Consider the following 14,375-nt stretch of genomic DNA (forward strand, 5'->3'; position numbering starts at 1 on the left):
GGTGTCCTTCTCGCTCACAGTCAGCCCTCTCAGCCCAGCCGCGGCTTGACGGTCTCGATGAAGATCCGGTTCTTCTGTTCCAGCGTCAGATGGCAGGCGGAGCCGCGCCCCGGCGGGATCTCCGGGCGGACGTCCACACAGCGGTCGGGGCCCTCGACCTCCAGCCGGAAGGCGCAGCGCGGATGGAAGGGGCACCCCGAGGGCGGGTTCAGCAGTGAGGGCGGTGCGCCCGGAATCGGCGTCAAGGGTTCGTCGAGGTCCGCCGACATACGCGGCATGGAGCCCAGCAGCCCCCAGGTGTACGGGTGCCTGGGCGACTTGAGCACCTCGCGGACGGTGCCGCGCTCCACGGCCCGGCCCGCGTACATCACGAGCAGGTCGTCCGCCATGTTGGCGACCACCCCGAGGTCGTGGGTGATCATGATGATGGCCGAACCGAACTCCTGCTGAAGGTCCTTGAGCAGGTCGATGATCTGCGCCTGGACCGTCACGTCGAGGGCGGTGGTCGGCTCGTCGGCGATGAGCAGGTCCGGGTTGCAGACCAGGGCCATCGCGATCATCGCGCGCTGGCGCATACCGCCGGAGAACTGGTGGGGATAGTCGTTGACGCGCTGCTCGGGGTGCGGGATGCCGACCTTCGCCAGCATCTCGACCGCCCGCTCGCGTGCCTCCCGCTTGGACGCGCCGGTGTGCTTGCGAAACGGCTCGCCGATCTGCCGCCCCACCGTGTGGTACGGCGACAGCGCGGTCAGCGCGTCCTGGAAGATCATCGCCATCTTGTTGCCGCGGAGCTTCTCGAGCTCGCTCTCCGTGGCGGTGATCAGCTCCTTGCCGTCGAGGACGATCTCGCCCTCCACGGTGGTCGTCATCGGGTTGTGCAGGCCCAGCACGGTCAGGTTGGTCACCGACTTCCCGGAGCCCGACTCGCCGACGATGCCGAGTGTCGAGCCGCGCTCCACCTCGAAGGAGAGCCCGTCGACCGCCTTGACGACGCCGTCCTCCGTGGAGAACCGCACACGCAGGTCGCGCACCGAGAGGAATGCGTCGGATCCGGTGGGGGCCGGCGCGTCCTCCGGCTTGGTGAGTGTGGTCACGGCGCCATCTCCAGACGGGTCAAGTGGTCGCTGCTTCCACGGTGACGCCCTTCGCGCGGCTACGACAGACGTACGCGTGGATCGATCACCGCGTACAGGGCGTCCACGATGACGTTGAGGAGCAGGATGAACGCGGCGCTGAAGAGCATCACGCCCATCAGCTTGGGCAGGTCCTTGCCGACGACGGACTCCACGGCGAGCCGTCCGATGCCCGCGAGCCCGAAGGTGTACTCGGTGACGACGGCTCCGCCGAGCAGCGCGGAGAGGTCCATGCCGAGGATGGTGGCGATGGGGATGAGGGAGCCGCGCCAGGCGTACCGGAAGAAGACGTACCGCCCCGTCATGCCCTTCGCGCGGGCGGCGCGCACATGTTCCTCCTGGAGCTGCTCGATCATCGCCGAGCGGGACATCCGCGTGTAGTTGGCCGTGAAGATGACGGACATCACCAGCCAGGGGATCAGCAGGCCCGTGAACCACTGGGCCGGATTCTCCGTGAACGGCACGTATCTGGGCTTGTCGAGCCAGCCGGTGCTGTAGACGAAGATGCCAAGAACGATTGGTCCGAGAAAGTAGATCTGCATCGAACTGAGGACCAGCGAGATGCTGCTGAACGTCTTGTCGAGCCAGGTGCCGCGGAAGCGGGCGGCGATGAGACCGGTGCCGAGGCCGACGACGAGGAACACGATCAGGCCGCCGATGGTGAGGGACAGCGTGAGCGGGAAACGGTCCATGAGCGTGTCCCAGACCATCTGCTGGTCGCGGAAGGACACCCCGAAGCAGGGCGCCGCGCAGTGCCCCACGGCGAAGTCGCGTCCGGCGAAGATGCCGACGAGGAACTTCCAGTACTGCACCGGGACCGGCTGGTCCAGCCCCAGGTTCTTGTGGATGATCGCCAGCGCGTCCGGTGTGCAGTTCTTGCCGCACGCGAGCGTCGCCGGGTCCTGCGGGATGGCGTAGTACATGAAGAAGGTGAAGGCGCTGATCAGCAAGAGGATGAGCACGGCGCCGAACGTCCGGCGAAGGATGAATCGAAGCATGGTGAACGCTGCTCCCGGTACGGCGGCCAGGGACGGGGGCCCGGGTCCCGGGGGCGCGCCCGCGAGGGCGTGCCCCCGGGACCGCCGGCTCAGCTCTTCAGGAAGACGCGGGTGGGGTCGGTGTAGCTGATGACCGAGGAGTAGCGCAGGCCGCCCACGTTGGAGCCGGCGAGCTGGAACACCTTGACGTAGTAGATCGGCGCGGCCGGGTTCACCTTGGTGCTGATGTACTGGTTGAGCGCGGTCCAGGCCTTGGTGGCCTCCGCCGTGTCCGTGATCTTCAGGATGCGCGCGATCTCGGAGTTGATGTGCTCGTCGTTGACGTGCGAGTAGTTCGACGAACCGTCCTGGATCTGCGTGCCGTCGTACACGGGCGGGAAGACGGTGGACGCCGACGACCAGTCCTGGCCCCAGCCGGTCATGTAGATGTCGAGGCCGTTCTTGACCTTGCCCATCTCCTCGTACCAGGTGGCGTTGTCGAACTCCTTCTTCTGGACGTCCAGGCCGATCTTCGTCAGGGCGTTCTCGACGAGGATGGCCTGCTGCTGGCGGACCGGGATGTTGGAGTAGCCGTAGACGATCCTCTTGCCCTTGGCGCCGGCCTCCTCGATCAGCTTCTTGGCCTTGGCGATGTCACCGTTGGGGTGCCCCGCGCGGTCGAAGGGGTCGAAGTCCTTCTGGTAGCCCGGAAGGGTGGGCGCCATCAGGCTGTTGGCGACCTCACCGCCGTACGCGCCGCCGTCGGCCTTGTACATGGCGACGGACGGCATGGCGTAGGTGATCGCGTCGCGGATCCGCTTGTCCTTGATGCGGTCCATGTTGAAGTTCATCTGCCACACGTAGACGGCATAGCCCTGGACCGTGCGCTTCATCGCCGCGGCGTCGCCGACGACCTTCTGCACCTGGGTGGTTGCCACCTGGCCGGTGAACATGATGGCGTTCTTGGCGTCGCCGCGGTCGGCGAGGAGCGTCTTGGTCTGGTCCTCGTCGTCGTGGTTGATGTCGATGTTGAAGCCGTCGACGTACTGGTGGCGCATCGGGTCGGTCCTGGCGTCCCAGTCGGTGTTCCTGACCAGCTTCAGGTTCTTGCCGGCCTTGAACTCCGAGATCTTGTACGGGCCGACGGCGACCGGTTTGGTGTCGTACTTCGCCTTGGTGTCGGTCTTCTCGGGGACCACGGAGTAGCCGCCCATGGTCAGGGCCTGCGGCAGGTCGGGCTGCGCCGCCTTGAAGTGGAAGACGACGGTCTTGTCGTCGGGGGTCGCGAGCACGGTGTCGGGCAGGTGCTTGCCCTTGAACGGGCCCCCGTACGCCTTGCGGTAGGTGGTGCCCGCTCCCGACAGCCACTGCTGGATGTAGGTCGGGCCGTCGGTGATGAACGGGTCGTAGAGCCGCTCGAAGGTGTGCCGGATGTCGGCCGAGTCGATCACATGGCCGTTCTCGTCCTTGATCCCGCTCTTCAGGGTGTACGTCCAGGTCCTGCCGCCGTCCGACACCTTGCCGGGGTCGGTGGCGAGGTCGCCGACGACCGTGAGGTTGCCCTTGGCGTCCTCCTTGTAGGTGGTCAGGCCTCGGAAGATGAGCTTGGAGAGCAGACCGGCGTCGCTGACGTATATCTGGCCCGGGTCGAGGTGCGAGAAGTCGTCCTCCTCGTAGACCTGGACCGTGCCGCCCGGCTTGGCACCCGCGACCTCCTCGGCGGGTCCGGTGGAGTCCTGTGCGGTGCCCATCTTCACCGCGGCCGCCTGCGAGGCGGCCTCCTTCTTGTTCTTGCTCTTGTCACCGCCGCTGCCGTTGTCGCTCTTGCTGCAGCCGGCCAGCGCCAGGGCGCCGGCCGCCACGGCGACTACGGCGGTCCGGGTGGTGCGGGAACCGAGAATGCTCATGGCGTCGAGTTCACCTGCCTGTGTGTAGTGACGGTGAGTCAGCGGCCCGTCTTGGGATCGAAGGCGTCCCGGACGGAGTCACCGAGGAGGTTGAACGCCACGACGAAGACGACCATGGCGACACCTGGGAAGAACATGTAGACCGGGTCCTGTTCGTAGATGTTCGAACCGATGGCGAACATCCGTCCCCAGTCCGGGGTCGGCTCCGTGTAGCCGACGCCCACGAAGGACAGGAACGCGACCGAGAGAATGGTGTTGGGCAGCATGTACGTGCCCTGGACCAGGATCGGTGTGACGAGGTTGGGCAGCAGTTCCTTGCGGATGACCCGCCAGGGCGAGGCGCCCGCGACCCTCGCGGCGTCGACGAACTCCCGCTCGCGCAGCGACAGGGTGACCGCCCGGATCAGCCGGGCCAGCCCCATCCAGCCGAGGAACCACAGCACGCCGATGATGGCGAACGCGTGGACATAGGTGGGGGTTTCCTCGTCCGGGGCGACGAACACCGCGGTGATCACCGGCATCGCCGCGATCAGGAACAGCTGCTGCGGAAACGCGAGCAGGAAGTCGGTGAACCGGCCCAGCCAGTAGTCGACCTTGCCGCCGAAGTAGCCCCCGACCAGGCCGATCACGATGCCCATGGCCACCATCGCGACGGTCGCCGCGAGCGCCGTGTACAGCGAGGTGCGCATGCCGTACAGCAGCTGCGTGAACACATCGCGCCCCAGGGTGGGTTCGATCCCGAACCAGTACTCGGTGGTGATGCCGCCGTTGGGACCCGAGGGCATGTTGAAGTCGTTCAGGAGGGTGGGGTCGTCCTGGCCGTAGAGCGTGTACGGGTTCTTGCCGTACAGCTTCGAGATCAGCGGCGCGAGAGCCGCCACCAGGAAGAAGAAGAGCACGACGTACGCGGCGACCACCCCGCTGCGGTCCCGCTTGAAGCGGCGCCACATCAGCTGGCCGGGCGAGCGGCCGGCCGGCTTCTCGGGCGGCTCGGGGGCCTTCGTATCGGCCTTCCGGTCCGCCCCGGCCGGTGTTTCCGCGCCCTCGATCTCGATCGGACTCGTCATGGTGCGTCCATTCACGGGTACGCCGAGCCGACGGCTGCCACCGGATGTGGACGGCCGCGGGCCGGACCATGCGGATCAGGAGAGACGGAGGCCTATCGGTCGCCGTGGGGCAGTGCGCCTTGAGCCACAACTCGCATATGGACACGCGTAGTCGGCATTGGTGCCTCCTCATGACTCAACCGGTGCACGGACGACGAGGGGTCCATGGCGGACCTCCGACACCCCTGACGGAGGGCCAAACACCCCACTGTGCTCGTGAGTCGGCGCTGTCCCAGCAGCGCGTGACCCATTGACCCGAGCGTTACGCGGCTAACTATCGGACATGAGCCGTTGACCGACCACAGCCGTGAGGTCTCGGTTCAGTCACGGCTGAGCCGGGCACCTTCCGGGATCCGGACACGGAGATCCGGGCCGGATGCCCGCGAAACGGACGTGTTGCCTGGGTATCGAGCATGGTTCACCGGATTTCGGACACCAGGCGCGGAGGGCCGCCGAAAAACCGGTTGCAAAAAGCCCGGGTCTCCCCACCGTGGGGAGACCCGGGCTTTTTGACGGTGGATCAGCCGTGCTTGGCGCGGCTCGCGGTGCGACCGCGCTCCTTCTGGTCCAGGACGACCTTGCGGATGCGCACGGCCTCCGGGGTCACCTCGACGCACTCGTCGTCGCGGCAGAACTCCAGGGACTGCTCCAGGGAGAGCTTGCGCGGCGGGACGATCGCCTCGAACGTGTCCGCCGCGGCGGAGCGCATGTTGGTGAGCTTCTTCTCCTTGGTGATGTTCACGTCCATGTCATCGGCGCGCGAGTTCTCGCCGACGATCATGCCCTCGTACACCTCGGTGCCGGGGTCGGTGAACAGCACGCCGCGCTCCTGAAGGTTCGTCATCGCGAACGCGGTGACGGCACCGGCGCGGTCGGCGACCAGAGAACCGTTGTTACGGGTCTTCAGCTCGCCGAACCACGGCTCGTGGCCCTCGTGGATGGAGTGGGCGATGCCCGTGCCACGCGTGCCCGTCAGGAACTCCGTACGGAAGCCGATGAGGCCGCGGGAGGGGACGACGAACTCCAGGCGGACCCAGCCGGAACCGTGGTTCGACATGTTGTCCATGCGGCCCTTGCGGACGCCCATGAGCTGCGTGACCGCGCCCATGTGCTCCTCGGGGACGTCGATCGTCATGCGCTCGACCGGCTCGTGCGTCTTGCCGTCGATCTGCTGGGTGACCACCTGGGGCTTGCCGATGGTCAGCTCGAAGCCCTCGCGGCGCATCTGCTCGACCAGGATGGCGAGCGCGAGCTCACCGCGTCCCTGGACCTCCCAGGCGTCCGGCCGCTCGGTGTCGAGCACACGGAGGGAGACGTTACCGATCAGCTCGCGGTCCAGCCGGTCCTTGACCTGGCGGGCGGTGACCTTGCGGTCCTTGACCGCGGCCTTGGCTGTGGCGCCCTTGCCGGTGCCGCCACGGCCGACCAGCGGCGAGGTGTTGGTACCGATGGTCATGGAGATCGCGGGCTCGTCGACCGTGATGAGCGGCAGCGCGATCGGGTTCTCGGGGTCGGCGAGGGTCTCACCGATCATGATGTCCGGGATACCGGCGACGGCGCAGATGTCACCGGGGCCCGCCATCTCGGCGGGCTTGCGGGTGAGCGCCTCGGTCATCAGCAGCTCGGTGATACGAACGTTGGACATCGTGCCGTCGCGCTTGATCCACGTGACGGTCTGGCCCTTGCGCAGCTCGCCCTGCTCGACGCGGAGCAGCGCGATACGGCCGAGGAAGTTGTCGGCGTCCAGGTTGGTGACGTGCGCCTGGAGGGGCGCCGCCTCGTCGTACGACGGGGCGGGGACGTTCTGCAGGATGGTGGAGAAGAACGGCTCCAGGCTGTCGCTGTCCGCCGGGACCGTGCCGTTCTCCGGCTTGGTCAGCGAGGCGACACCGTCACGCGCACACGCGTAGACGATGGGGAACTCGATCTGCTCCTCGTCCGCGTCCAGGTCCAGGAAGAGGTCGTAGGTCTCGTTGACGACCTCGTCGATCCGGGAGTCCGGGCGGTCGGTCTTGTTGATGCACAGGATGACCGGCAGACGCTGCTGGAGAGCCTTGCGCAGCACGAAGCGGGTCTGGGGCAGCGGGCCCTCGGACGCGTCGACCAGCAGAACGACCGCGTCGACCATCGACAGACCGCGCTCGACCTCACCACCGAAGTCGGCGTGGCCGGGGGTGTCGATGATGTTGATCGTGATGACGTCGCCGCCATCCTTCGGGTGGTACTTGACCGCCGTGTTCTTCGCCAGGATCGTGATGCCCTTCTCACGCTCCAGGTCGTTCGAGTCCATCATGCGGTCGTCGAGGCTCTCGGCGGCGTGCGCGGCGAAGGCACCCGCCTGCTTCAGCATGGCGTCGACCAGTGTCGTCTTGCCGTGGTCGACGTGGGCGACGATGGCGACGTTGCGGATGTCGTGGCGCGTGGCCATATTGCGGCGCTTCTCCCGGGGTGAGTGGACGGCCTCCGCTGCGCGGGGCCTGCCGGGCTGAACACGCCACGGCCTTACCCCATGGTACGTGGCGTTGACGGACCCGGCCTCCGCAGGGCCCTCCGGGCGGCCTGCAGAGGGGTCCGCCGCCCCTTGCCGGGGGGCCTGCGAAGCCGCCGCTCACCTGCGCGTCCGGGTGCAGCGCCGGGTGGCCGGCGTAGCCGCGTCACTGCGGGCAATCGTGCCGCTGGGGCGGCACGGGTGGGCGCAGGCGGCGCCCTGCAAGCCCCGGGCTGCGCGACCCACCCTCTACTTCGGTGAAGCGCTCGCCGAAGGCTTCGTCGCCTTCTTCAAGAAGCCCATGTCCTCATACACCGGGGTCTGGAAGCCGAAGGCGCCGGCGTTGGCGAGGTTGGGGCGGGCGGCGGTGAGCTGGGGGCGCTGGTAGAGGGGGATGGAGCCGGCGGCGGCCCAGATGCGGGCGTCGGCCTTGCGGACCAGGGCCCGCGACTCGTCCTCGTCCAGCGTGGCAATCGCCTGATCGAACAGCTGATCCACCTGATCCGTGCCGACCCGCGTGTAGTTCTGCTCCACGCTCAGCGATCCGTCCGCCGCCGGCACCGGCTTCGCGAAGATCGGCCGCGCATCGGTCGCCGGGAAGGCGGACGCGGGCCAGGAGTACAACGCCAGGTCGTACTGCCCCGACGCGATGTGGTCCTTGAAGTAGCTGTCGTCCGAGACCTTGGAGATCTCCGTACGGACACCGATCCGCTGGAGCATCCGCGTGATGCGGTCGGCGACGGCCCGCAGGGACTCCGACCCGGGCCCGGAGGGCAGCACGAACCGCAGGGTCAGCGGCTTGCCGTCCTTGGCGAGCACCCCGGCCGCCGCACCTCCCGGCGCAGCCGTCCCCTTGGGGGCGTACGCCCCGGGCGCACCCCCCTGCTTGAGCGGCTTGTGCGCGAACTGCTTGCCGTCGAGCTGCTTGCCCGCCTGGTCCTCGGCGCCATGCTGCCCCGAGTGCTTCGCGCCGTGCTTCCCGGTGTGCCTCTTCGTGTGGTCCTTGGGGTCCTTCTTCTTCTCCCGGTCGGCCTCGAACGGCTTGTTGTCCTCGCCGACGATGTACGTCCCGTCGTCGCCGGAGGAGTCGTCGGCGTTCTTGCTGCCGGAGGCCTTGGATCCGGCCGACTTCCCGGCCTTGGCCGAGTCCTTGGCCTTGTCCTTGGCCTTGTCCTTGAGCGGCCCGCCGGGCACCCACCCGGCGTCGGCGAGCAGCGCCTGCGCCTCGGCGGTGTCCTGGCCGCCGAGAGCCCCGCTGTTGTCGGCGTACGCCTGCTGCCCCGCGAGCGCGAGGTGGCTGCCGACGGGGACGGCGGGCAGTCCCAGCGGCTTCAGTACGACACCGGCGAGGGCCTTGCGGTCGAGCGCGCGGGCCACGGCCCGGCGGACCCGTTCGTCGGCGAGCGGCCCCTCGGCGCCGTTGAGGGCGAGCTGCGTGTACGCGGGTTCGAAGGACTTGCGGATCACGAAGCCGCGCAGCGCCGACTGCTCCTCGGCGTACTTCGTGATCGCCTTCTGCCGCTTCTTGCGTGCGCTGTTCTCGTCGTCCGCGGCCTCCTCGTCGGAGCCGTGAGCGAGCGCCCAGGACCGCAGTGCCTTGGCCGGCGGGACGGCGGCGCCGGGCCCCTGCAACGGGCGGCTGCCCTTGTCGCGGGCGGCGAGGGTGATCCGCTCGGCCTCGCTGGGGTCGATCTCGGCGAGGTCCAGCTTTCCGGCGGCGAGCGCGGCGGCCCGCTCGTCACGCGGTACGGCGCGCAGCACCAGCTCGGAGAGCTTGGCGGGGCGGCCCCACCAGCGGGGGTTGCGGGTGAGCGTGACCTCGCCGTCCTTGCGGTCGACCTTCTTCAGCGCGAAGGGACCGGCGGTGACCTTCAGCTTGCGGCGCGCGCCGTCGTTGAAGGTGTCCGGGGTGCCCATGACGTCCTTCGGGTACAACGGCGAGAACAGCGACTTCCAGTCGGCGTACGGCCTGCTGAAGGTGACCTTGACCTCCAGGTCGTTCTTCCCGCGCTCGATCTTCTCGATCCGCTCGTAGCCGGCGTTGCGGGCGGTCCAGTACGAGGTGTCCTTGCCTGACAGGGCGCGCCACTGGGCGGCGAAGTCGGCGGCGCCGATCTCGCGGCCGTCGCTCCACACGGCCTGCTGGTTGAGCTTGTAGAGCACGACCTGCTTGGGCTCACGGTCGACGATCTTCGCGGACTCCAGGAAGTCGGCGTCACGCTGCGGGCGGCCCGTCGCGTCGAGCCGGTACATGGAGGGCAGGACGGCGCCCGCGACCCGCGAGGTGCCCGCGTCGGCGTCCGACTGGAAGGTGTTGAGGGTCTCCGGCACGGCGTCGACGGCCCAGCGGAGTGTGCCGCCGTCGGCGACCAGGTCGCGTACGGCGGGCGCGATGTCCTGCCCGGCGAGGGGCTTGCCCGCCTGATCCTCGGCGCTGCACGCGGAGAGGGCGGGTACCGCGAGCGCACCCGCGGTGAGGAAGGCGACCGAGCGCATCACCGCGCGCAGTCCGACGCCGTCGTGGGACATCACTGCAACCTCCGGGGCTGGGCCGGTTCTGATCACGATTGGCGGTATATGGAGCTGATCAGATGTATGCGGCCACTGAAGGGGAGGGACGGAGCTTCGGAGCGCCGACACGGCGTGGACGGCACCGAACCCCACCCGTGCGGCGCAACAGAGGGGCAGTTTTAGCCCGTCCGGCGTTTGAGGACGAGGCCGTTCAGGCCGAAAGCGGGGGTCTGGGGGCGCGGCCCCCAGGTACAGGGGCCGGGGGCGCGCACCAGCGCACCCCGGCCAATCCATGCACACCGCTTCCCACCGGCAGGTGTGACGCGCGACACTCGCAGGCGCATGAACGTTGCCGCCTTGGGCCGAGGGGTCCGCGGAAGTGAGGGCAAGTCATGTCCGTGCACGATGAGTTGACGTCAGTCCAGCGCTGCCTCGACGACCTGGCCAGGTCGGTGGGACGCCTGGAACAGCAGTTGGGCGCGAGCCTGGAGATGCGTCGGGTGCGCGCCGACGCCGATCACCTGCGGGAGAGTCTCGCGCTGCTGCGCGAGGCCGCCCCGGTGCTGACCCAGCCCCGGCGTCCCGACCTCCTGTCCATCCCCGACACCCCGTACGACAACAGCCTGTGGACGGACTCGGACGACGAGGGACTCGGCGCCCGAGACCGGCACGCCCCCTGAACCCGACCGGAGTCTCCCGTTGGCCACTGGTACGGAACCCCATCTGAACAGCGGCGGCGTACGGACCGGTACGCGCGCCGCGATCGCCGCCCCGCATCTGCGGACCGACCGCTGGTGGCTGGCGCCCGCCGTCACCGCGGCCGGGCTGCTGGCCTTCATCGTCTACTCGACGTGGCGGGCGTTCGCGGACACGAACTACTACGCGGCGCCGTACGTCTCGCCGTTCTACTCGCCCTGTCTGGCCGAGCGGTGCCGGACCATGCACGCCGGGCCCAACGCGGACCTCTTCGGGAGCTGGTGGGGCATCTCCCCCGCGATCATCATCCTGATCTTCCCGCTCGGCTTCCGGCTGACCTGCTACTACTACCGCAAGGCCTACTACCGGGGCTTCTGGGCGTCCCCGCCGGCCTGCGCGGTCGCCGAACCGCACAAGAAGTACTCCGGCGAGACCCGCTTCCCGCTGATCCTGCAGAACATCCACCGGTACTTCTTCTACGCGGCGATCCTGGTCGCGGGCGTGCTGACGTACGACACCGTGCTCTCCTTCCGCGACGAGCACTACCGCTGGGGCCACATGGGCCTGGGCACCCTGGTGTTCCTGGTCAACATCACGCTGATCTGGGCGTACACCATCTCGTGCCACTCCTGCCGGCACATCGTCGGCGGCAAGCTGAAGCACTTCTCCAAGCACCCCGTGCGCTACCGGATGTGGCAGTGGGTCGGGAAGCTGAACGCCCGTCACATGCTGCTGGCCTGGGTGTCGTTGGTGAGCGTGGCGCTCGCCGACTTCTATGTGTACCTGGTCGCTTCCGGCGCCTTTGACGATCCGAGGTTGTTCTGATGTCCGTGGTCGAGCGGCAGGAGTGGGATGTCGTCGTGGTCGGCGCCGGGGGCGCCGGACTGCGCGCGGCCATCGAGGCCCGGGAGCGCGGCGCCCGTACGGCGGTGATCTGCAAGTCGCTGTTCGGCAAGGCGCACACGGTGATGGCCGAGGGCGGCATCGCGGCCGCCATGGCCAATGTGCACTCCGGGGACAACTGGCAGGTCCACTTCCGCGACACCATGCGGGGCGGGAAGTTCCTCAACCAGTGGCGGATGGCCGAGCTGCACGCGCAGGAAGCGCCGGACCGTGTATGGGAGTTGGAGACCTGGGGCGCCCTCTTCGACCGCACGAAGGACGGGCGGATCTCGCAGCGCAACTTCGGCGGCCACGAGTTCCCCCGGCTGGCACACGTCGGCGACCGCACCGGCCTGGAGCTCATCCGCACCCTTCAGCAGAAGATCGTCGCGCTGCAACAGGAGGACAAGCGGGAGACGGGCGACTACGAGAGCCGTCTGAAGGTGTATCAGGAGTGCACCGTCACCCGGATCCTCAAGGACGGGCGGAGGGTCTCGGGCGCCTTCTGCTACGAGCGGGAATCCGGCCGTTTCTTCGTCCTCGAAGCGCCCTCGGTCGTGATCGCCACCGGCGGCATCGGCAAGTCCTTCAAGGTGACGTCGAACTCGTGGGAGTACACCGGGGACGGTCATGCGCTGGCCCTGCTCGCCGGGGCGCCGCTGCTGAACATGGAGTTCGTGCAGTTCCACCCGACCGGCATGGTCTGGCCGCCGTCGGTGAAGGGCATCCTCGTCACGGAGTCGGTGCGCGGCGACGGCGGGGTGCTGCGGAACTCCGAGGGCAAGCGGTTCATGTTCGACTACATCCCCGACGTCTTCAAGGAGAAGTACGCGCAGTCGGAGGAGGAGGGCGACCGCTGGTACGAGGACCCGGACCACAACCGGCGTCCCCCCGAGCTGCTCCCCCGCGACGAGGTCGCCCGCGCCATCAACTCCGAGGTCAAGGCGGGCCGCGGCACCCCGCACGGCGGCGTCTTCCTGGACGTGTCGACGCGTATGCCCGCCGAGGTCATCCGGCGCCGACTGCCGTCCATGTACCACCAGTTCAAGGAGCTGGCCGACGTCGACATCACGGCGGAGGCGATGGAGGTCGGGCCGACCTGTCACTACGTGATGGGCGGCATCGCGGTCGAGTCGGACACGGCCGCCGCGCGCGGAGTGCCCGGCCTGTTCGCGGCCGGTGAGGTCGCCGGCGGCATGCACGGCTCCAACCGGCTCGGCGGCAACTCGCTCTCCGACCTGCTGGTCTTCGGGCGGCGGGCCGGGTGGCACGCCGCCGAGTACGCGTCGGGGATCGACGCCGCCGACCGCCCCGGCGTCGACGACATCCACGTCGACACGGCGGCGGCGGAGGCACTGCGGCCCTTCTCGGCCGAGGGCCCGGAGCCCGGCATGGAGAACGGCCGCCCGCCCGAGAACCCGTACACCCTCCACCAGGAACTCCAGCAGACCATGAACGACCTGGTCGGCATCATCCGCCGGGAGGCCGAGGTGGAGCAGGCTCTGGAGAAGCTCGCGGACCTGCGCGTGCGGGCACGCCGGGCGGGGGTGGAGGGCCACCGCCAGTTCAATCCCGGCTGGCATCTGGCCCTCGACCTGCGCAACATGCTGCTCGTCAGCGAGTGCGTGGCCCGCGCCGCCCTGGAGCGCACGGAGTCACGCGGCGGCCACACCCGCGAGGACCATCCGGCGATGGACCGCGCCTGGCGCCGCGTCAACCTGCTCTGCCAACTGACCGACCCGACGGGCGGATTGGCGGCGACCGACCCGGTACGCGGCCAGATCGACCTCGTACGGGAGACCACCGAGCCCATCCGCCCCGACCTGCTCGCCCTCTTCGAGAAGGAGGAGCTGGTCAAGTACCTCGCCGAAGAGGAGCTCTACGAGTGAGCAGCTATGAGGCCCGCTTCAAGGTGTGGCGCGGGGACACCAAGGGCGGCGGCCTGAAGGACTTCGCGGTCGAGGTGAACGACGGCGAAGTGGTGCTGGACATCATCCACCGCCTCCAGGCGACCCAGACCCCCGACCTCGCCGTGCGCTGGAACTGCAAGGCGGGCAAGTGCGGTTCGTGCTCGGCGGAGATCAACGGGCGGCCCCGGCTGATGTGCATGACGCGCATGTCGGTGTTCACGAAGGAGGAGACGATCACCGTCACACCGCTGCGCGCGTTCCCGGTCGTACGGGATCTGGTGACGGACGTCGGCTTCAACTACACCAAGGCGCGCGAGGTCCCGGCCTTCGTGCCGCCCGCCGACCTGGCTCCCGGCGAGTACCGGATGATGCAGGAGGACGTGGACCGCTCGCAGGAGTTCCGCAAGTGCATCGAGTGCTTCCTGTGCCAGGACACCTGCCATGTCGTGCGCGACCACGAGGAGAACAAGCCGGCGTTCGCGGGGCCGCGCTTCCTGATGCGGGTGGCCGAGCTGGACATGCACCCGCTGGACGCGGCGGCCGAGGGCGGACTCGACCGCAAGAAGACCGCCCAGGACGAACACGGCCTCGGCTACTGCAACATCACCAAGTGCTGCACCGAGGTCTGCCCCGAGAACATCAAGATCACGGACAATGCGCTGATCCCCTTGAAGGAACGGGCGGTCGACCGCAAGTACGACCCGCTGGTGTGGCTGGGGTCGAAGATCAGGAGGCGCGAGTCGTAACGGGTTCGACGCCCGGCGC

At 68.5% G+C, this 14,375-nt stretch carries 10 protein-coding genes; 4 read left to right on the forward strand and 6 right to left on the reverse strand.

What is annotated here, in order from left to right:
* Positions 1–29 precede the first annotated feature (29 nt).
* From AB5J56_RS16480 to AB5J56_RS16505, 6 genes are all read right to left on the reverse strand, one after another.
* Positions 30–1,094, reverse strand: a complete 1,065-nt coding sequence (locus tag AB5J56_RS16480) for an ABC transporter ATP-binding protein (RefSeq protein ID WP_369233485.1) — start codon at positions 1,092–1,094, stop codon at positions 30–32.
* A 59-nt stretch (positions 1,095–1,153) separates the two neighbouring features.
* A complete protein-coding gene (locus AB5J56_RS16485) occupies positions 1,154–2,131 on the reverse strand; it encodes an ABC transporter permease (RefSeq protein ID WP_369233486.1) in 978 nt (325 codons plus the stop codon).
* A gap of 89 nt (positions 2,132–2,220) precedes the next feature.
* The gene (locus AB5J56_RS16490; RefSeq protein WP_369233487.1) at positions 2,221–4,017 is read right to left on the reverse strand and encodes an ABC transporter substrate-binding protein; all 1,797 of its coding nucleotides are present in this window, start codon (positions 4,015–4,017) and stop codon (positions 2,221–2,223) included.
* 38 nt (positions 4,018–4,055) lie between these two features.
* Positions 4,056–5,084: an ABC transporter permease gene (locus AB5J56_RS16495; protein WP_369233488.1), complete on the reverse strand. Its 1,029-nt coding sequence runs from the start codon at positions 5,082–5,084 to the stop codon at positions 4,056–4,058.
* Between the two features lie 559 nt (positions 5,085–5,643).
* Complete coding sequence (gene typA / locus AB5J56_RS16500) at positions 5,644–7,551, reverse strand: translational GTPase TypA (RefSeq protein ID WP_369233489.1); 1,908 nt, start codon at positions 7,549–7,551, stop codon at positions 5,644–5,646.
* Between the two features lie 309 nt (positions 7,552–7,860).
* Positions 7,861–10,140, reverse strand: coding sequence for an ABC transporter family substrate-binding protein (locus AB5J56_RS16505; protein ID WP_369233490.1), 2,280 nt, complete (start codon positions 10,138–10,140; stop codon positions 7,861–7,863).
* A 374-nt stretch (positions 10,141–10,514) separates the two neighbouring features.
* Here AB5J56_RS16505 and AB5J56_RS16510 point away from each other — a divergent pair, with 374 nt between their 5' ends.
* From AB5J56_RS16510 to AB5J56_RS16525, 4 genes are read left to right on the forward strand one after another with little or no spacing between them, the layout of a single operon-like run.
* Positions 10,515–10,802, forward strand: coding sequence for a hypothetical protein (locus tag AB5J56_RS16510; protein ID WP_369233491.1), 288 nt, complete (start codon positions 10,515–10,517; stop codon positions 10,800–10,802).
* A 19-nt stretch (positions 10,803–10,821) separates the two neighbouring features.
* The gene (locus AB5J56_RS16515) at positions 10,822–11,643 is read left to right on the forward strand and encodes a hypothetical protein (protein WP_369233492.1); all 822 of its coding nucleotides are present in this window, start codon (positions 10,822–10,824) and stop codon (positions 11,641–11,643) included.
* A complete protein-coding gene (locus AB5J56_RS16520; RefSeq protein ID WP_369233493.1) occupies positions 11,643–13,589 on the forward strand; it encodes a fumarate reductase/succinate dehydrogenase flavoprotein subunit in 1,947 nt (648 codons plus the stop codon). Before AB5J56_RS16515 ends, AB5J56_RS16520 begins: the two co-directional genes overlap by 1 nt.
* A complete protein-coding gene (locus AB5J56_RS16525) occupies positions 13,586–14,356 on the forward strand; it encodes a succinate dehydrogenase/fumarate reductase iron-sulfur subunit (protein ID WP_369233494.1) in 771 nt (256 codons plus the stop codon). Before AB5J56_RS16520 ends, AB5J56_RS16525 begins: the two co-directional genes overlap by 4 nt.
* Positions 14,357–14,375: the final 19 nt, after the last annotated feature.

Source organism: Streptomyces sp. R21, from assembly GCF_041051975.1.
GTDB lineage: Bacteria > Actinomycetota > Actinomycetes > Streptomycetales > Streptomycetaceae > Streptomyces.